The following is an 18,548-nucleotide window of genomic DNA, read 5'->3' as shown; positions in this document are numbered from 1 at the left end:
TTAGTCATGGACCCATTCGACCTGCGCAGGCATCATAGAAGTTGAAGTCAACTTCAAGTCAATGGTCTGCCAATGGATATCACCGAGGTCGTCAAACGCACGGGCATTCCTGCCCATACGCTGCGTTTTTATGAAAAGAAGGGGTTGATTACATCGACCAGCCCGCCCGGTGCTCGCCGTCATTTCGCAGCAGCGGTCGTTGAGCAGTTGGCGGTCATCGCCCTCGGGCAGGCGGGTGGCCTGTCGCTGGACGAGATACACGCCATGCTGTCACCCAATGGCCAGGCCAATGTGGATAGAGCGGTGCTGCTGTCCAAGGCCGACGAGATTGATGCCACGGTCAAACACCTGCAGGCGATGAGCCGGGGCTTGCGCCATGCGGCCGCCTGCCCTGCCCCCAACCACGCACAATGCCCGACTTTTCGCCGCCTACTCACCATCGCAGCAGCAGGAACCTTCAAGCGCGGCGGCGCTGGCCTCGCCAGGGTTCGGCCTGCTCACTCAAACACTGAGGCACTATGATTCGCCACTTTCAACCTGCCGACCTGGAACCCGTCCTGGATATTTGGCTGCACGCGTCCATCCTGGCCCACCACTTTATCGACCCCACCTTCTGGCATGACCAACTGGGCGCCATGCGCGAGGTCTACCTGCCCAGCGCCGTGACCCGTGTGTTTGAAGCCGACGGGAAAGTGCTGGGCTTCAGTTGCGTATATGAAGACACCCTGGCGGCGCTGTTTGTCGCACCTGAGCATCAGGGCAATGGTATCGGTACACAATTGCTCAAGGACGCGCAGGCAGCCAGAACCTCACTTCAACTGAGCGTGTATTCGCAGAATGTTCCCAGCCTTGACTTCTACAAGAAGCACGGTTTTATCGCACTCAGAGAGCAACGGGACGAACACACAGGTCACCTTGAAACAGTGATGGGCTGGGCGCCTGATGGATTATTTGACCCACTGCCCTGATTACTCCAACCCGGCGCATCGGCGAGGAGTTGAAATGCCCTTGCGGCGGCCACCGGCATGCGTGTTCGGCGCTTGCCTATTGGCGATCAGCTAACGGTGTGACGCCTTGTTCAGGAACCTTTTCTTGAATACACAATCTGTGCATTTCCCTTGCGACCTAATTTGAGAACTGCGCGCATGATTCTGAGAAAAGCCGCCCTATACCTTGTACTGCTAAGCGCCGGCTTCATCGCTGGCTATGCGGCCAAGCCCACTGCGCAGTTGGAAGTGACGGCGGGCCAACTCATGGAGTGTGGTGAAGTGATGATTCCGACGCTGGGGATGTGAGGTTAGAGCAGACAATCAATGCCCCGTGGCGTGCAGGGAAAATCCATTGCGTCCCGCAGCCTTCGCCGAGTAAAGCGCCTGATCAGCCGCCTCGATCAATCCGAGCGCCGGCTCCAGACGCGAACCCGTGCCCGTGGCAATGCCGATACTCACACTGACGTAACCGAACGGGCTGCCTGGGTGCGTGATGTTTTCGTGCTGCAGCGACTCAAGGATTCGTTGCGCGACCACCGCCGCGCCTTCGCTGTCGGTGCCGGGCATGATGATCGCCATTTCCTCACCGCCATAACGCGCCACCAGGTCTGACGGTCGTCGCGCGCATCGTTCCAATAGCCTGCTGACCCTCTGCAAGCAAGTGTCGCCGACCACGTGACCGAAGGCATCGTTGTAGCGTTTGAAATGGTCGATATCGATCATCAGCAACGCCAGCGACGTACCTTCACGCTGCGCCCGGCGTGCTTCCAGGGCCAGTGTTTCATCGAAACAACGGCGGTTCGCCAAACCGGTCAACGCGTCCTTCATCGCCAGGAACGCCAATTGCCGATTGGAATCGAGCAACTGTTGCTGGGCGACGCGCAGCGCCTCTTCCGCCGCGGTTCGCCGGCGAATATCCAGAATCAGGAACCAGCCGATCAGCCCGGTCAGCCCCAACAAGCCCGCCACCACGACTGCCGACAGTGCCGCCTCGGTGCGCCACGCCGCGAGGGCTTCATGCTTGCCCAGCGCGACGGTGGTAATCAGCGGCAGCGTTTCGCTTTTGCGAAAGGCATATAGCCGCTCCACACCATCCAGGCTGGAGGTATGCGCGGTGGTGCCGAAAGGCTGATCGAAATACTTGGCATAGATAGGCGACTTGGAAAAATTGCGCCCCATGTCCTGTTCACGGAAGGGATAGCGCACCAGCAACGTGCCGTCGGTGTAGGACAAGCCGATGGCACCCTCCTGGCCAACGTCAAGCTTACCGAACACGCGCAGAAAGTTTTCCACCCCCAGCGTCACCGCGACCACCCCGGCAAAATTGCCCGATGCATCATTGAATCGGCGGCTGACGGTAACCACCCATTCCTGATTGGCACGGCTCTGAATCGGTGGGCCAATGAACGGCTCGGGGCTCGGATCGTCACGATGATGAATGAAATAGGCGCGATCGCTGCTATTGGCCCCCTCTGGAATCCGCCGGTTGGAGGACATCAACCAGCCGCCCTGACGGTCATACACCGTGATGCCACTGAGCTGCGGCATCAGCGGCTGCTGGCGGTTGATCAGCGCATGGATACGCTCGATTTGCACCGGGCCACTGCCTTCGGTTTCGAGGCGCTCGACCAGGCCCAGCAACAACAGCGCGCTTTGCCGGACGATACCTTCGGTATAGGTATTGAGTGCCTGGGTCAGGTTCAAACCATGCACATCCACTTCCGCCAGCGCGCGCTCACGCGAAGACAGAACCTTCCAGATCGTCAACGAGGTCAGGGAGCAACCAATCACCAACAGCAAAAGCATCACAAGGCGGGTATCGCGCTTCACGTCAGCACCTTAAGGAAGTCCGGTTTCCAGTCCAGCCATCATTCGAACGTCGGCACTTACAGAGGCCACCGGTTTCTGGGCGCAAGCATACAAGCACTCTGCTTGCACTGCAGCAATAGCACCCACAGAAATTTCCTACACCAACAGCCTCGCCTCGGCTTGAACCAGACCATACGGCTCACGCCCCACCCTGCTGAAAACTCAACAGCGCCTGCTCAAGATCATCTATCGCGCCTTCAACCTCTGCCACACTCGCCTCAAGTGAAACAACCGATGCTTCAGGGCCAGTGCAAGCAACCTCCAGGGCCGGGCACCGTTCTACCAGTGCTCACCTTTAACCACACGGGCATCGGGCCGATGGCGTTGACCGCGAAGATGCGCTGCATGCGCTCCAGGCTCAGGTCCTCCAGACGCGACTGAGTCGTCAGCACGCCGGTATTATTGACCAGTACGTCGAGGCGCCCGAACCTGCGGTCGATGGCCGGGCGGTCGCGGCACCCACTCCACGACTGCCACCGGTGATCAGGATCAGCGGTGCCTGCGAGACGTCAACCATTGAAAATACCTCCTTGGGAGATGGCTGTATCAGCCGATGATGAGGGTGCCGCCGGCGATCACCACGCACGCCAGGACCCTGCGCGCGGTAAGGGTTTCGCCAAGAAAAAAGTAGCCAATCAACATCGCGAACAACACGCTGGTTTCGCGCAATGCCGATACCGCGCCCAACGGCGCTTCGTTCATCGCGTAGATCACAATTGCATAGGCCAGCAAAGACACCAGCCCGCCGACCACTGCGGCCAAGGTACCGGGGCGCAGGCTTAATAAACTGCGGGCATCGCGCAGGCCGATGTACACCGCTGGCATCATCACGCCCCACAACGCGCACATCCATACGGTATAGGCCAGCGGCGCGCCGGAGAGCCTGGCGCCAATGCCGTCGACAACGCTGTAGGCTGCGATGAAACAGCCCGTTCCCAGCGCATAAGGCAGGCTGGGAACCGACAACCGACGCCCGCTGAAAGCCAAGGAAATAATCGCGCCTGACACCAGTGCAATCCCCAGCAACTCGACGGGCGCAATGCGTTCCCCGGCAAATACCGCAGCCCCCAGGGTGATCAGCGCCGGCGACGAGCCCCGGGAAATCGGATAGATCTGCCCCAGGTCGCCCACCCGGTAGCTGCGCACCAGGAACAGGTTGTAACCGACATGCAGCAACGCCGAAAGCACCCCATAGCCCCAGCTCTCAATCGCCGGCGTCACCATGAACGTAGCGGCGATGAGACTGGTGAAGGCAATGGCCATGCACATGACAGTCATCGACCATAGCCGGTCGGCACCACCACGCAATAGCGCGTTCCAGCTGGCATGAAGCAGGGCGGCGAACAGCACCAGGAAGATGATATGAGTAGGCATGGGCCATCTTAGGCAAGCCAAGGCCCCGGCTTACAGCGAAGTCTGCTCATCACAGCATGAACAGATACTCATACCTCATTGATCCGCCCGTTGTACTTTCAGCGCCTCGCTCATCAGCCATTGACGAAAGCTGAAGATATGCGGCTGGGTTTCGATGCCCTTGGGGCACACAAAATAGTAGGCAAGCGGTGACGGGAACGGCACATCGAACAGGCGCACCAGGCGGCCATCGCTGATTTCCTGCTCCACATGCCCGCTGCGCACCAACGCGATGCCATGGCCGAGCAGGGCCGCCTCGACGGTCATGTTGGTGTCGCCAAACCTGACGCTTTCCCTGAGCGGCGTAAAGGCCAGCCCCTCGGCTTGAAACCAGACCTCCCATTTCGGTGCCAGCTCGGCGCCATCGCGGGCCAGCAGCGGGAAGTCCAATAAATGGGCGGGGCTGCCCGGGGTGCCAAGGCGCCGCAACAGTTCGGGGCTGGCCACGGGAAACACCTGCTCGCCGAACAAAAACTCCGAATACAGGCCCGGGTAATTCCCCTTGCCCAGCCGGACCGCGACATCCGCTTGGGCGTCGGAAAAGTGGATGACGTCGTCCGTGGTGTCCAGCGCAACCAGCAGCTCGGGGTGCTGGCGGGCGAGGTTCGGCAAGCGTGGCAGCAGCCATTTCAAGGCAAAGGAATAAGTGGTGCTGACCTTGAGCCGTACCCTGCCCTTTTGCTCGCGCAGGTCGGCCAGGGTCGCCTCCAGGCTCATGAAGAATTCGCGCACGATGGGCGCCAGGGTAGCCCCCGCCGGGGTCAGGCGTAACGACTGGCCACGCTCGAACAACGCCAGGCCCCACAGCGCTTCCAGGTGCTTGAGCTGGTGGCTGACCGCGCTCTGAGTAACATGCAACTCCTGCGCGGCCGCGGTAAAGGTCGGGTGGCGAGTGGCGGCTTCGAAGGCGCGCAAGGTCGCGGTGGGCGGCAGATCTCTCATAGATAGGGTGTCCGGCGAGTTAGCAGTAAGCGCTGAGCATGAGCATTGACTCATGTTAGCCCTAAAGCACCAGGTTCGCGTATTGCTCCAGCAGCCGCGCCAGGTTCTGATAACCGCTCGCCAGATGAGGCGCACCAAGCCTGCTCAACGACCGGGATGTGCGCCGCGCCTGTGCGGCGCCGATCGCGGGATGATGGGCATATCGTGCAACCCGCCGCGCACCGCTTTGCACGCATCGGGCCACGGGAGATGCCGGATCAACACCGCTGGCTTTGCGCTGTAGCCGATTCAATTGCTTGCTCAGTTGCAGCGACAAGTAGCCCGCCGGGTCAGCGTGCGGGTGATCAGCGCCAAGCAAACTCTTCAACGTAACTAACCGGTGTTGTTGCTCCGCTTGCCATTGAGCATGATCGATTGTATTTGCCTGGCGTAGCAGCAGGCGTGTGTGCCGGTGCAGCGCACGTGTCAATGCGCGTACCTGCCTGGCTGGATCTTTGGGCAGGATCTGAAACGCCAGGAGGCACACAATCATCGCCACGATCCAGGCCAGCGCCTGGTTGGCGAAACCGACGAAATCGTAGGTGGCGGTCATGCCGGTGCTAACCAAGGTGTTGAAGCCGATCAGGTAGGCAACCCCTTGCAGGGCATGGCGCGGCTGGCTCGTGGCATGGATGCCGAACGACCAGAAGCCTGCCATGACCAGCAACAACAGAGGGAAGCCGTTGATCTGTGGCATCAACAGGAATTTGCACAGCGCCGCCGCCACAATCGCGTAGAGCGTGCCGCGGATAAAACCGTTGATACCTTGGGCTGGCGCGGCAGCTGTCGCCACCAGGCTGCAGTACGGCCCCAGCACCGCCAGTAATGTGGGCCCTTGATCCCAGCCGCTGAAATACCAGATCGCACCCACACTCAGTATGGCGAGCAGTGCCCGGATGCCGTTTCGCGCCGCATCCGCGTAATGGCGGTGATACCCCACGGCGCGTACCGGTGCGCGGCGAGCCTGGTCGAGGCTGGCGAAGTTCAACAGGGCCTCGCCCAAGTCCGCCAATTGGTCGTCCAAGCGTTCGCTGCGCAACCGCAGGTGTGGGCTTGAGTGGGCGCAATCATCCACCCAGCGACGCAGTTGCTCCAGTGTCGCGGCCGCGGCGCGAAAGTCGCAGCGAGCCTGCGCCAGGCATTCACTCAGTTGCTGCAAGCCTGTGCTTATGCGGGCGCGCAACGCGGGGTCGATTGCGGGGTCGGGGTCGTCCGGGTGCACGTCGAGCACAGCCGACTGCAGATGCGCCAGGCCGGCCTGAATCGCCAGCTGCCGCGAGCGGATCAGCGACGATTCGCCACGGCCGAGCCCAAGCTGGTCGTCCACCTTGCTGATATCGATCGCGAGCTGGTGCCGTTGCATCGCCAGCTGCGCAGGCTCTTCACCCACAAGGCTTGCCGCGAGCAGCCGGGCGCTGCGCGCACAGGCGTCGATCAGCGAGCTTCGAACTTTATGCGCCATGGTCTTGGCGCTGAACAGCGTCGCTACCAGGCTCAAGCTGAGCACGCCGAGCGCTACCGCCGTGCCACGAGTGATGATGTGGTCGAAGCCCTGTTCCGGGGCGACGATGGCAGGGCCCAGCGCCAAACACACCGTATAGCCCGCCACCACTGCCGCGGTGGCCTGGTAATGACGCAAAACCGTCATTGCACCGACGCACAGGCCCAGCCATATACCGACGCCCAGTATGAACAACAGCATCTGTTGCGCGAACAGCCCCATCAGCACAAAGGCTGCGACCATGCCGACCAGGGTGCCCAGCATCCGGTACACACCCTTGCCTCGCACTGCCCCTTGGATGGGCTGCACCAGCAACAACACCGTGGACGCACCCGAGAATGGCGAATCCAGATGCAGTTGGAAACCAAGCCAGAGTGCCAGGCTTGCCGCCAGGATACTGCGCAGCACGTAGGCAAGCGTGGCGGACGTCCAGGGCCGAGGGATCGCCGCGAAAAAGCGTGTCGCCAGGCCAGTCATCACATGAACGCCTGCAGCCATTGGGTGAGTCGCCAGCGCGCTGCGGCGCCCGGCTGCGTCACTTCGACACTGGCGGTCATGCCCGCCGCCAACTCTACCCCGTCCGGCACCTTGTCCAACTCGATGCGCACGGGCACTCGCTGGGCCAGACGAATCCAACTGAAGGTCGGGCTCACCTGGGGCAAGCCGCTGTCGTTGCGCAACTCATTGGTGTCGGCAATGCCTCTGCCCAGGCTTGCCACGTGGCCTTCCAGCAGCGGGTCAAAGCCCATCAGCTTGATCGACACCGGTGCGCCGATGAGTACACCCGGCAGCTTGGTCTCTTCAAAATAGCCCGTGATCCAGAAACTATGAGCGTCGACCACGAACAGGTTGGTAGCACCCGCCTGCGCATAGTCACCGGGCTGCAACCGCAGTTGCGTGACGTAGCCGTCCACTGGCGAACGCACAGTCGTGCGGTCAAGGTCGAGCTGGGCCTGGGCCAACTGGCTGCGTGCCGCGTCCAAACGTGCTTGGGCCACGGCCAAGTCACGCGCCGCGTTGTCGATCTCTTCCCGGGCGATGGCGCCGCCCAGTTGCGCGCGCCGCTTGAACTGCGCACTGCGCTGCTCGAACACACTCCGCGCTTCTGCGAATTGCGCTGCGCGCTGCTGCTGGGTCAATCGATAAGCACGCGTATCAATCCGATAGAGCAAAGCACCCTTTGCCACCCATTGGTTGTCACTGACCCATAACTGATCGATTTGGCCGGACACCTCGGGCGCAATGCGGATCACCTGTGCACTCACCCGCCCATCCCGCGTCCAGGGCGCCAGCACGTATGCCCGCCAGAGTTGCAGGCAAAACACCAGGGCCAGCACGCCAAGCCCCACGGTGGCGGCAGTTTTAAGCAGTTTGACGATAGACATGCGCGGCCTCGCTCAGCAATGGACGACCATCGTCGACACGACGATGAGCGAGACAAAAAAACGCGCCAGCGCCGGGTGCCACGCTCGGTCCAGCCAGCGACCGGCCAGACGTTCGATCAGCCGGTAGGCCAGGAGGGACGCACCGAGGTAGATCAACAAGGGCGGAAAGTAGAGGTTGGCAATCGAGATTTCGCTAAGCATGGCAAGCACCGGGATTCGGAAGGTTCTAGCAGTCGCCCGCCCAAGGAAGGCAAGGCTTGTAGGTGATGCTAGGGAATTACTGCCACTGCCGATATTGAGTACACTGCCAAAATATAATCAAATCCGGACAACCCTGGATGACCTTGCATGACACAGATCCAAGTCGATCAGTTTGAGTACGACACCCTTTCCCAGCCCGCCGTAGCGCTGATGCTGGAACCCCAGCGCAACGACAGCGAGTCTGCCGTACACAAGCACCGCAAGGGGCAACTGGTGGTGGCGTGTTGCGGTGGCATTGTGTGTACGGTGGAAGATGGCGTGTGGATGGTGCCGTCAGGGTTCGGCGTGTGGATCCCGGGGGGCGTCGCCCATAGCAACCGCGTGACAGCCAACGGGCAGGTGTGTTTTCTGTTCGTGGAGCCCGGCGCTGCATCGCTGCCGGATCGCTGCTGTACCTTGGCGCTGTCGCCATTGATCCTTGAGCTGATCCTGCACCTGAGCGGCCAGGCTCAGGATTACCCGGCCGATTCACGCACTGCTCGATTGGCCCACGTACTGCTCGAAGCGCTTGAACTGGCCCCCACCGAACAACTCTACCTGCCTCTACCCGCCTCGAACCCGTTGCGTACCATCGCCCGGGCCCTGGCGCAAGATCCCGCCAACCGCGCCACCATGGCAAACTGGGCACGCCACGTGGCCATGAGCGAACGCTCGCTGGCCCGCCTGGTAAAAGCCGAAACCGGCCTGACCTTCGGACAATGGCGCAAGCAATGGCAGATCATCGTCGCCCTGCAAAGCCTGGCCGAAGGGCAATCAGTGCAGAGAACCGCTGAAGCGCTCGGCTACGAGTCAGTCAGCTCGTTCATCACGATGTTTCGTAAAACCCTGGGCACCTCACCGGCCCGTTACCTGCGCAACACCGTGGGTGTTACCTAAGACTCCAGCGTCAGCGCAATTTTCAACCGAAGATCCTTTTCCGCAAATGGCTTATGCAACACCGGACAGCCCCTGAACTCTTCCGGCAGGCCACTGCCGCCGTAGCCCGTACTGAACAAAAACGGAATGTGGCGTGCGCGCAGAATCCGCGCCACTGGGAAGACGTATTCTCCAGCCAGGTTCACGTCGAGGATCGCCAAGTCGACATCCACCACCCCTGCCACGTGTATCGCCTTGGCGAGTTGGGCCACGGAGGCGACTACGGTGCACTCCAGGTCTTCGAGCATTTCCTCGATCAACATGGCGATGGTGCCCTCGTCTTCAACCAGAAGCACTCTGGTGCCTGGGAACGTGGTCATGTCTGGTTCTCAGCGAGCATAAACGAGAAGCGGCAGTGAACGCCCTCAGGGGCGAAGTCGAGTTCGAACGAACCGCCTAGATCACGCTCGATACAGCGCTTCATCAACCGCGACCCCAAGCCTTCGCGCTCCGGCGTGGATACCGAAGGCCCGCCTTGTTCGCGCCAGTCCACGGTGAGCAGCGCGCCGCTGGGCTGGGGTCGCACGCTCCAGCTCACCGAGAGTGTCCCGGTGTCGGTGGACATCGCTCCGTATTTGAGGGCGTTGATCGCCAGTTCGTTAAGTGTCATGGTCAGGTTCAGGGCGACGCGGGTGTCGACCTCGATGGCATCACCGGCAATCACCACGCGACCGGAATCATGGCCAAACACCGGCACCAACACTTCCTGGGCCAGCACTCCCAGCGGCGTAAGGCCCCAATGCCGCTTCGTCAGCAGGTCATGGGCACGCGACAAGGCGAGCAATCGGGCTTCGAACCGGGTGTAGCCGTCCTTGGCATCCTGCGCGTTACGCGCGGTCTGGGACGCCAGGGACTGGACCGTGGCCAGAGTGTTCTTGACCCGATGATTGAGTTCATCGATCAAGTTCTTTTGTCGGTCTTCGGCTTGCTTTCGCTCGGTGATATCCACAAGCATGTTGATCGCGCCGATCAGATTGCCATCGGCATCGTGCAGCGGGGTCGGATACGGCGTGAAAGACACGCGGGTGCCATCCGGACGCTCGGCGACGGCCTCGACGCCGCGTATGGCGCGGTTTTCCTTGAGTGCCACGGCCATCGGGCATTGGTCGTGAGGCAGAAAAGAGCCGTCGGTGTTGAACAGTTTCCAGGTGACACACCACAGGTCGCCCAGTTGCGGCGTGCGCCCCGACAACTCGACGGCCGCACGATTATAAAAAGTGATACGCCCTTCGGCGTCGGTGGTGTAGACCGCTGCCGGCAGCGCCTCGAGCAGATCGCGCATGTGCCGCTCGCTTTCACGCACGCGGTTTTCCATTTTTCGGGCCAGCGTGACGTCCTGAATGACCCGCACACCATAGCGGAATCGGCCATCCGGCGCCCTGACCGACGAGCTATGAACATCCAGATAAAGCGCCTGGCCATCGAGCTTGAACGCGCGTTTGCGCAACACGTAGTTGTCCAGTTCACCCGCCACCTGTCGTGCGTATAACGCCGCGTCCTGCTCGACACTGTCTGGGTGGGTGTAGTCCAGGAAGGTCATCGCCAGCAATTGCTCACGAGGGCGCCCGAGCATGGTGCAAAGGGCATCGTTGACCCGCAGCAGGCGACCGTCCTCGCCAGCCTCGGCAATGCCGATGGTCGCCGCCTCGTAGGTCGCCGCCAGCCGGTCATCGCTCTCCTGGCGCCCGGTTTCGGCGTCGTGCACGCGGGTCACGTCAATCGTGAAGCAACGTGTGTTGAAGAACTTGCCGTCTTCGAATCGCCCATTCGAGGTAATCGCTACGTGCCTGATGCTGCCGTCCTTGGCCCGCAGGCGCGCCGGGTAGCTGTTCAGGCAATCGCCGCTGCCGAGTTTATGGAGGATGTCGCCGATGACCGGTTCATCCACATGAAATTCAGTGATGTGACGGCCGATGTATTCGTCCGCGCAATAGCCCAGCAGCGATAACTCGGCTTTATTGGCGCGCAGGATAATGCCTTCGCCGCTGACAATATGCAGGCCCACGGCGCTGTTTTCGAAAAAGTCTTCGAGGTCGGAACTTTTGCGTCGCAGCTCCTCGGCTATTGCGTGGTGCGCCGAGACGTCCTGAAAGCAATTGATCGCGCCCTGGATTCGTCCATGGCGATCGCTAAGCGTGCGGACATTCATGAGCGCTACGAATCGAGATCCGTCAGGGCGCTCGATCAAGACTTCCTGGTTACGCGCACACAGGCCAGCGTTGAGCGTCGACGCCATCGGACATTCGTCGACCGCCAATGGAGCGCCGTCTGTCGTATAAAGTCGATATGAGCCGCAATAGCGGTCGCCATGCTTACCGAGGGCTGGTGTTCGTCCCCACAAACTAACCGCTTCGCTGTTGAACCTGACGAGCCACCCGTCGCGGTCACAGAGGTAAATTGCCCCCGGAATCACATCGAGCAAGTGAGTCCCCATCGCGACCAGGCTCTCGTATTCACTGGGTTCGCGTGTGGTTGTGGGGGGCTGGTCAACATTCAACATACTTGATCCTCAATGCACCTGTGTTGAAAAACGCGACTGCTATTGCCGCCTTTCGCTCTTCCCTGAGTGTATGTACCGAGAAAGCATTCCACCTTGGATAAATTTCATTCACACGCAAGACTTTGCCTCGGGCGCTGGAAGCGCCGAATGGGAACGAAACATGAAGCCTACCGCTCAGTATAGTGTTGCCGCTTCGAGTTTATCAGCCGACGTAGCATGAGGAGAGACTGTGTCCACTTCCAAGCTGACCTCGCGTGTTCTCAATACACCGCGCCATACGACGCACTATGTAGAGATGGGACCGGCCGATGGGCCATTGATGCTGTTCCTGCACGGTTGGCCGGAGCTCAGCCTGATCTGGCGCGCACAGATCCAAGCATTCGCGGCACAAGGCTGGCACTGCGTTGCACCCGACATGCGCGGTTATGGTCGTTCTTCTGCACCCGCGCCCACGCAGGCGTACACCCTTGAAAACATCGTGGCCGACATGGCAGAGCTTCACGACCATCTCGGTGGCAGGCCCGCCATTTGGGTAGGCCACGATTGGGGCAGCGTCGTGGCGGGTGAACTGGTCGCTCATGAGCCTCAGCGCAGTTGCGGTGTTGTATTGATTTCGGTCCCGTACTTCCCCACCACTAACGCGCTGCCAACGCTCGTCCCGCTGGTTGATCGCTCGATCTACCCGGCGGACACGTATCCGGACGGTCAATGGGATTATTACCGCTACTACAACACGCACTTTGCGTGCGCTGTCGCTGACCTTGATGCGGATAAAGCCGCGTCGCTGGCGTCGATTTATCGCCGAGGCGACCCGGCGAATATCGGCAAGATTGCAGCGAATGCCGAAGTGACCCGCAAGGGCGGGCGGTTCGGCCAAGCGCACCGGGCCCCCCTCACCCAGCCAGACCTTGCACTCTGGCCGCCTGCAGACTTCGCGCAATTGGTGCGCAGTTTCCAGGCGCAGGGTTTCCGCGCTCCCTGCGCCTGGTATTTAAACGACGATGCCAACATTGAATATGCGCACCGGGCGTTAAATGGCGGCCTCTTGTCATTGCCCGTACTGTTTGTGAACGGCGACTACGATCAAATGAACACCATCAAAGGTAATCAGCTGGGCGATCCAATGCGGGCGGCCTGCGTAGATCTCACCGTGGCAAGCCTACCCGGCGGGCATTGGTTGCCGGTGGAATGCAAGGTCGAACTCGTTGAAGCCATAAGCACCTGGCTACGCAAGCTCAGGTCCCACTCTTGACCTTGCTCCAGACCCGCGTACGCACCCGCTCCAGTTTCAACGGCAGCGGCTCCAGCGCAAACAGCGTATCCAGCACTGCCTTGGAAGGATAAACCCCAGGATTATCGCGCACCTTCGCATCAACCAGCCCTTTGGCGTCCTTGTTGGCATTGGCATAGCTGAGGTAATTGGACGACGCGGCAATCACCGGCGGGCGCAGCATGTAGTCGATGAACGCCAGGCCCTGCTGGGGATTCGGTGCATCGTTGAGCAGCACCAGGTTTTCCACCCAGATCGGCGCGCCTTCCTTGGGAATGCTGTACTGGATCCGGCGACCATTGCCGGCGGCATCGGCCGCTTTGCGAGCGTCCATTACGCCGCCCGCCCAGCCGACGACAGCGCAGATATCGCCATTGGCCAGATCGGTGATAAAGCGCGAGGAGTCGAAGTAGCGAATGTGCGGGCGCAGTTTCAACAGCAGGGCCTGGGCCTTGAGGTAGTCTTCCGGGTTCTGGCTGTTATAGGGCAACCCCAGATACTGCAAGGCGATCGGGATGATTTCAGCGGGTGCATCCAACATGGCTACGCCGCACTCGCCCAGCTTGGCGAGGTTTTCTTCTTTGAAAATCAGGTCCCAGGAATCTACCGGTGCGTTGTCACCCAGGAGCGCGTGGACTTTGGCGACGTCGTAACCGATGCCGGTGGTGCCCCACAGATAAGGCACGGCAAAACGATTACCGGGGTCGTTGCTGCTGACCTTTGCCAGGATATCCGGATCCAGATGTGACAGGTTGGGCAGTTGCGAGCGATCCAGTTCCTTGAGCACGCCGGCCTTGATCAGGTTCGGCAACAGGTCGCCGGTAGCGACCACCACGTCATAGCCACTGCGCCCGGCCATGAGTTTGCTTTGCATGACCTCGCTGTTGTCGAACACGTCGTAGGCCGATTGAATGCCGGTCTGCGCCTGGAAATCCTTCAGCGTGTTGGGTGCAATGAAGTCATACCAGTTATAGATATTGACCTTCGGCTCCGCCGCCTGAGCGCATGCCATTGCGCCGCTGATAACGGCAGCCAGCCCCCATTGCATGCATCGAATAGCGATCATCACGAACTCCTGGGCCGGCACCTGCGCACCAGCTGATTATTGTTATGGAGGGTACAAACGCAGTCAGCGAATAAGCAGTTCACGGCGGCCATTGGGATGCTCGACAGCCTCGCCTTGCAGCAGCAACCGACGATCATTGAGGTAGTGATAATCCCTGCGAGCCGCCTTGATTTGAGCAAGGTCCAGACTGATCGCATGACGGGTTTCTTCGCGCCCGGCTTCGTACGGCACGCGACCAAACGGGTCGACCACCGTGCTGCCGCCAGCAAATACCAGACCGTCATCGCCCTGCCCCGCGCGGTTGACCATCACGCAGAACACCTGGTTTTCCTGGGCCCTGGCCATGATCGCGGTGCGATGCACCGGGCCGTAGGGGTCCATGTTGCCGTTGGTGACGATGATCAATTCGGCACCCAATTGCCCCAGCGCCCGCGCCGTTTCCGGCAGCTCGATGTCGTAGCAGATCAGCAGGCCGACACGCACGCCGTTCCACAGCGTAGTGACGAAGCGATCGCCTGGCGTGATGTCGGCGCGCTCGGAGGGCCACAGATGGGTTTTGCGATAGCGCAGGGCAATACCCTCGGGTGTGATCAATACCGAGGTGTTGTAATAGGCGTCCGCATCACGTTCGACCAAGCCAATCACAACCGACACATTGCGTTGGCGCACCGCCTGCTGCACGGTTTGCAGCGTCGGGCCGTCCAGAGGCTCGGCGACCTTGGCCAGTTGTTCGCCACCGACGAAGCCCATCAAATGGGTTTCCGGAAATACCAGCAAGTCGGTATCCGCGTTGCAGTTGGCGATGGTCTCCAAGGTGCGTCCCAGGTTATAAGCGGTATCACCGTCGCGGCCGGCTAACTGCAAGAGTTCGATGTTCATGGCAGGTCCTTGGGCAAAGTGGAAACCCGAATTTACCCGGGCCTTCAAATGAGTATGGGGTGCAGCGCAATGGGAAAAAATCACTTCAATGGGGTACCCCGCAATGGGTAGTCAAACCAATCTGACCTTGCAGGATGTGGCCTGGCATGACGCGGTCGGGCGGCTGATCGAAAACCTCGACCAACCGCACTTCTGGGTATCCATGACGCGTTTGCTCGGGCGCTATGTGCCGGTGGACAGCTGGGTGGTACTGATCTTCAACCCTGGCAGGCCACTGGTACTGGCTGAATCGCCTACGGAGGAAGGCGGCACCGACTCGCTGTTCCAGGACTACCTCAAGGGGCTTTACCTGCTCGATCCGTTTTACCTGGCCAATCGCGAATCACCGCGAAGTGGGCTGTTTCAACTGGACGACGTTGCCCCCGAGTGTTTTGAGCAGACCGATTATTACCAGCGCTACTTCCGCCTGAACGTGGTCGCCGATGAGATACATCTCAATGTGCAACTCGATCCCCAGCGCACTCTGAGCCTGTCGTTGGGCAGCCGTTGCCGCTTCAGCCAGGAGCAACTGGCACTGCTGCGGTTGATCCAGCCCTGGGTGGCCGGCCTGATGCGTCAGCGCTGCGTGTTTGAACAGGCTTCGAACAGCGCGCCGTCAGCAGAGCCGTCAACGGACTGGCAAGAGCGCCTGCTGTCACCGACGCTGCAGATCAGCTCGGCGTTGTCGAGCCGTGAAGCCGAGGTAGCGCAGTTGATGCTCAGTGGCTGCTCGAACAAAGAGATCGCCCGCAAGCTGGCGATCTCTGCCGAAACGGTCAAGGTGCATCGCAAGCACATGTACAACAAGCTGGGGATCAAATCCCAGTCCGAGCTGTTCCTATTGTTCCTTCAGGCTCAGGAGTGAACAGCAGCCGTCCAACCCACCTTCGTCATCGCCGCCAGCAATTGTTCAGGTTTGAGCGCCAGTGCTTGTCGGCCACGGCCCTGCAGGTCGTTGGCGGCCAACAGAGCATTGAGAATTGCTTCCTCGACGGCGTCCGCAGCGGCCACAAACAACGCGGAGATGTAGTCGTTATTGACCATCTGTAAGGCCGTGGTCGGCGGGCCGGGTTGCCCGAGATTAGCAACCGGCAAGCCGGTATTGCCTACAGAGAACGCGATGAAGATGTCGCCGCTGTCGTCTTCGGTGCCGCCACCGACCCGCGCCAAACCGATACTCGCACGCTGTGCCAGGCGTGTGCATTGATGGGGCACCAAGGGCGCGTCGGTGGCGATGGTGATCACGATAGACCCCATGCCAGGCACGCCGACGTTCACCGGCCCGTCATAAGGCGAAGGCGTGTCCTGCAATACGCTGCCCACCGGGTAACCCGCCACGCGCAAGGCGCTGCGTACGCCGTAGTTGGCCTGCACCAGTGCGCCCACGGTCCAGCCGCCCTCTTCGGCGCTCAGCACGCGAGACGACGTACCAATCCCACCTTTGAATTCATGGCAGATCATCCCGTTACCGCCGCCCACGCAGCCTTCCTGCACCGGGCCGCTGTGTGCATCCGCCAATGCGGCGTGCACATGCTCGGCGGTGACGTGCTGGTCCCAGATATCGCTCAAAATGCCATCGTAGGTTTCCAGCACCACCGGCATGCACCAATAGGTGTGTTGCTTGCCCATTTCACGTTCGGCGGCCACCAGTGCATCACGTACCACGCCGACGCTGTGGGTATTGGTGTAGGCAATGGGTGTGGTCAGCAAGCCTGCTTCGCGAATCCACTCCAGACCGGTGGCGTCGCCGTTGCCGTTGAGCACGTGAACGCCGGCGAAACACGGCGCCAGATGAGCTGCGACCGGCCGCGGCTCGATGATGGTCACACCGGTATGCATCGAGCCGTCGGTGCTTTCGGCATTGAGGGTGTGATGGCCGACGCGAACGCCGGGCACGTCGGTGATGGCGTTGAACGCCCCGGGTGTGCCCGTGCCAATGGTGATGCCCAGGTCTCGTAAGCGCATGTTTTTACTCTCGATAAGCCCGTGAAGAATTGGCTCAAGTCTAGGTAGTCGGCCAGCCGTTGACGATAACCCACAGTTGTTACCCCCGATGAGTTAGGTCGGCCCCGCTTTGGACGATGGCAAATGAAGCCTGGGGTTTCGGGCATGGTGCCAATCGCACCGGTCCGTATCATTTGCCAATGGGCAAAGCCCTCTAAACCGCATTCACATCCCGCTTGCAAACATTCACTCGGCAAAAGCCCTGAGCGCTGGGCTGGGAGACTCATGTCCGTCGATATCACTAAACACGGCTCAAAAGGCTTGATGTTTTTTCTCGCGCTGTCACTGACCGCAGCGCTCATGAACAGCAGCGCACCCACGCCGCTGTACCCTTTTTACCAAGAACACCTGCAGATCAACGCTGTGGACCTGACGTTTATATTCGGCGCCTACGGTGCCGGTGTTTTGCTGGCTTTGATGACCCTGGCGCGCATCGCCGGCCATGTCAAAGACCAGCGTTTTTTGCTGCTCCCAGCCATTGCACTGGTGCTGATCGGCGCCTGGTTGTGCGCCGAATGCGATTCGTTGTGGGCCCTATGTGCGGCCCGCGCCATCTCGGGGCTTGGCGCAGGGATCATGACCACCGCGGTGAACGTGACGCTGGTGCGGTTCGGTCCGCTCGACAACGGCAAGTTGGCGGCGACGCTGGCCACCTTGGCAATGATCCTGGGGTTGGCTTTCGGCCCAGTGCTCAGCGGCGTGGCACTGCAACTGAACCTGTACCCGGCCAGCCTGCCCTTCTGGTCGATCATGGCCCTGGTCGCTGTCGCCGCCCTCGGCGTACTGGCGCTCTGGCCCCGCCACGCCCTCCAGGCCCACACCGCCGCTCACACTGCACAAGCGTCGTTACGTGAAAGCCTGCGGGGTATTGGTCGGCCCTTCCACTTGTGCGCGTGGTCGGTGTTTTTCAGCTGGTCGTTCACGGCCTGCGTCTTCGTGATTGGCCCCGGCGCTGCCGAACAGCAACTGGGCTTGAGTGACCGTGGGATGTTTGGCTACAGCATGGCGGTGTACCTGTTGATCGCCGGGGCCAGCCAGCTGTATTGCAAACGCCTGGATGCAGCGCGTGCATTGCGTTCTGGGCTGCTCGCCCAGTGTGCGGCCTTCCTGCTCCTGCTGACGGCCTTCTCGGTCCATTCGCTGACGCTCGCCGCGTTGGCCCTGGTAATCGGCGGCTATGCCTACGGGGCCATTTTTGTCGGCAGTGCGCGGCTGATCAATCAGCTGGCTCCCGCCAACTGCCACGCCAAGTTGGTGGCGTATTTCTATATGACCATCTACCTGTTCAACGCTGTGCCTATTCCGCTTGGGCTACTGGTGGATTCGATGGGGCTTGCCCCGAGCGTGCTCGCCGCCTTGGTCTTTTTTCTGGGGCTCGGTGCCGTGCTGGCGATTCTCGCTGCACGGGTCCGACTCCCTCATGCGCATCAACAGTCCAGTTGAGCGCTCGTCACCGTTGAGCCATCAGGGCTCTTA

General features: G+C 60.7%; 18 protein-coding genes and 1 pseudogene. 7 read left to right on the top strand and 12 right to left on the bottom strand.

The window, feature by feature from the left end:
• Positions 1-72: 72 nt before the first annotated feature.
• The 3 genes from E4O98_RS25810 to E4O98_RS25800 all read left to right on the top strand — a co-directional run bounded on the left by E4O98_RS25810 (position 73) and on the right by E4O98_RS25800 (position 1,295).
• Positions 73-522 (top strand): helix-turn-helix domain-containing protein, encoded by a 450-nt coding sequence (locus E4O98_RS25810; RefSeq protein ID WP_148854123.1) that lies wholly within the window; start codon positions 73-75, stop codon positions 520-522.
• Positions 519-968, top strand: coding sequence for an N-acetyltransferase (locus E4O98_RS25805; protein ID WP_248136604.1), 450 nt, complete (start codon positions 519-521; stop codon positions 966-968). The genes E4O98_RS25810 and E4O98_RS25805 overlap by 4 nt, the downstream gene beginning before the upstream one ends.
• Positions 969-1,145: 177 nt before the next feature.
• On the top strand, positions 1,146-1,295 hold the full coding sequence (locus E4O98_RS25800; protein WP_198287281.1) for a hypothetical protein: 150 nt from the start codon (positions 1,146-1,148) through the stop codon (positions 1,293-1,295).
• Between the two features lie 15 nt (positions 1,296-1,310).
• On the opposite strand, the gene E4O98_RS25795 is transcribed toward E4O98_RS25800, so the two are convergent.
• From E4O98_RS25795 to E4O98_RS25765, 7 genes and pseudogenes are all read right to left on the bottom strand, one after another.
• Positions 1,311-2,819 carry a sensor domain-containing diguanylate cyclase gene (locus E4O98_RS25795; protein ID WP_248136602.1) on the bottom strand — a complete coding sequence of 503 codons (1,509 nt, stop codon included), beginning with the start codon at positions 2,817-2,819 and terminating at the stop codon, positions 1,311-1,313.
• Between the two features lie 347 nt (positions 2,820-3,166).
• Positions 3,167-3,375 (bottom strand): annotated as a pseudogene (locus E4O98_RS25790) (SDR family NAD(P)-dependent oxidoreductase); the annotation flags it as partial.
• Between the two features lie 29 nt (positions 3,376-3,404).
• A complete protein-coding gene (locus E4O98_RS25785; RefSeq protein ID WP_032876610.1) occupies positions 3,405-4,232 on the bottom strand; it encodes a DMT family transporter in 828 nt (275 codons plus the stop codon).
• Between the two features lie 75 nt (positions 4,233-4,307).
• Positions 4,308-5,213 carry a transcriptional regulator GcvA gene (gene gcvA, locus E4O98_RS25780; RefSeq protein ID WP_248136601.1) on the bottom strand — a complete coding sequence of 302 codons (906 nt, stop codon included), beginning with the start codon at positions 5,211-5,213 and terminating at the stop codon, positions 4,308-4,310.
• Between the two features lie 61 nt (positions 5,214-5,274).
• Positions 5,275-7,230 (bottom strand): FUSC family protein, encoded by a 1,956-nt coding sequence (locus E4O98_RS25775; protein WP_248136660.1) that lies wholly within the window; start codon positions 7,228-7,230, stop codon positions 5,275-5,277.
• Positions 7,230-8,138 (bottom strand): HlyD family secretion protein, encoded by a 909-nt coding sequence (locus E4O98_RS25770; RefSeq protein WP_032876619.1) that lies wholly within the window; start codon positions 8,136-8,138, stop codon positions 7,230-7,232. The genes E4O98_RS25775 and E4O98_RS25770 overlap by 1 nt, the downstream gene beginning before the upstream one ends.
• Before the next feature lie 12 nt (positions 8,139-8,150).
• Complete coding sequence (locus E4O98_RS25765; RefSeq protein WP_032876622.1) at positions 8,151-8,339, bottom strand: DUF1656 domain-containing protein; 189 nt, start codon at positions 8,337-8,339, stop codon at positions 8,151-8,153.
• A gap of 147 nt (positions 8,340-8,486) precedes the next feature.
• Between E4O98_RS25765 and E4O98_RS25760 the strand changes: the two genes are divergently transcribed.
• Entirely contained in the window at positions 8,487-9,275 is a 789-nt protein-coding gene (locus tag E4O98_RS25760; protein WP_248136600.1) for a helix-turn-helix transcriptional regulator, read from the top strand.
• Here the strand turns inward: E4O98_RS25760 and E4O98_RS25755 are convergent.
• Both E4O98_RS25755 and E4O98_RS25750 read right to left on the bottom strand, forming a co-directional pair.
• The gene (locus E4O98_RS25755; protein WP_248130747.1) at positions 9,272-9,634 is read right to left on the bottom strand and encodes a response regulator; all 363 of its coding nucleotides are present in this window, start codon (positions 9,632-9,634) and stop codon (positions 9,272-9,274) included. The two genes, E4O98_RS25760 and E4O98_RS25755, sit on opposite strands and share 4 nt — an antisense overlap.
• Positions 9,631-11,814, bottom strand: coding sequence for a PAS domain S-box protein (locus E4O98_RS25750; RefSeq protein WP_248136599.1), 2,184 nt, complete (start codon positions 11,812-11,814; stop codon positions 9,631-9,633). Before E4O98_RS25750 ends, E4O98_RS25755 begins: the two co-directional genes overlap by 4 nt.
• A 229-nt stretch (positions 11,815-12,043) precedes the next feature.
• Here E4O98_RS25750 and E4O98_RS25745 point away from each other — a divergent pair, with 229 nt between their 5' ends.
• Entirely contained in the window at positions 12,044-13,066 is a 1,023-nt protein-coding gene (locus E4O98_RS25745; RefSeq protein ID WP_223018790.1) for an alpha/beta hydrolase, read from the top strand.
• Here E4O98_RS25745 and E4O98_RS25740 read toward each other — a convergent pair.
• Both E4O98_RS25740 and E4O98_RS25735 read right to left on the bottom strand, forming a co-directional pair.
• Positions 13,050-14,150: a polyamine ABC transporter substrate-binding protein gene (locus E4O98_RS25740; RefSeq protein ID WP_248136598.1), complete on the bottom strand. Its 1,101-nt coding sequence runs from the start codon at positions 14,148-14,150 to the stop codon at positions 13,050-13,052. The genes E4O98_RS25745 and E4O98_RS25740 overlap by 17 nt on opposite strands.
• 63 nt (positions 14,151-14,213) lie before the next feature.
• A complete protein-coding gene (locus E4O98_RS25735; protein WP_248136596.1) occupies positions 14,214-15,029 on the bottom strand; it encodes a carbon-nitrogen hydrolase family protein in 816 nt (271 codons plus the stop codon).
• A 103-nt stretch (positions 15,030-15,132) separates the two neighbouring features.
• Between E4O98_RS25735 and E4O98_RS25730 the strand changes: the two genes are divergently transcribed.
• Positions 15,133-15,933 carry a LuxR family transcriptional regulator gene (locus E4O98_RS25730; protein WP_032876637.1) on the top strand — a complete coding sequence of 267 codons (801 nt, stop codon included), beginning with the start codon at positions 15,133-15,135 and terminating at the stop codon, positions 15,931-15,933.
• Here E4O98_RS25730 and E4O98_RS25725 read toward each other — a convergent pair.
• Positions 15,924-17,033 carry a P1 family peptidase gene (locus tag E4O98_RS25725; RefSeq protein ID WP_248136594.1) on the bottom strand — a complete coding sequence of 370 codons (1,110 nt, stop codon included), beginning with the start codon at positions 17,031-17,033 and terminating at the stop codon, positions 15,924-15,926. The two genes, E4O98_RS25730 and E4O98_RS25725, sit on opposite strands and share 10 nt — an antisense overlap.
• 264 nt (positions 17,034-17,297) lie before the next feature.
• Between E4O98_RS25725 and E4O98_RS25720 the strand changes: the two genes are divergently transcribed.
• The gene (locus E4O98_RS25720) at positions 17,298-18,515 is read left to right on the top strand and encodes an MFS transporter (protein WP_248136592.1); all 1,218 of its coding nucleotides are present in this window, start codon (positions 17,298-17,300) and stop codon (positions 18,513-18,515) included.
• The last annotated feature ends 33 nt before the right edge of the window (positions 18,516-18,548 follow it).

The organism is Pseudomonas sp. W2Jun17 (assembly GCF_023127795.1).
GTDB classification, from domain to species: domain Bacteria; phylum Pseudomonadota; class Gammaproteobacteria; order Pseudomonadales; family Pseudomonadaceae; genus Aquipseudomonas; species Aquipseudomonas synxantha_A.
This window is presented reverse-complemented; position numbering and strand designations above follow the sequence as displayed.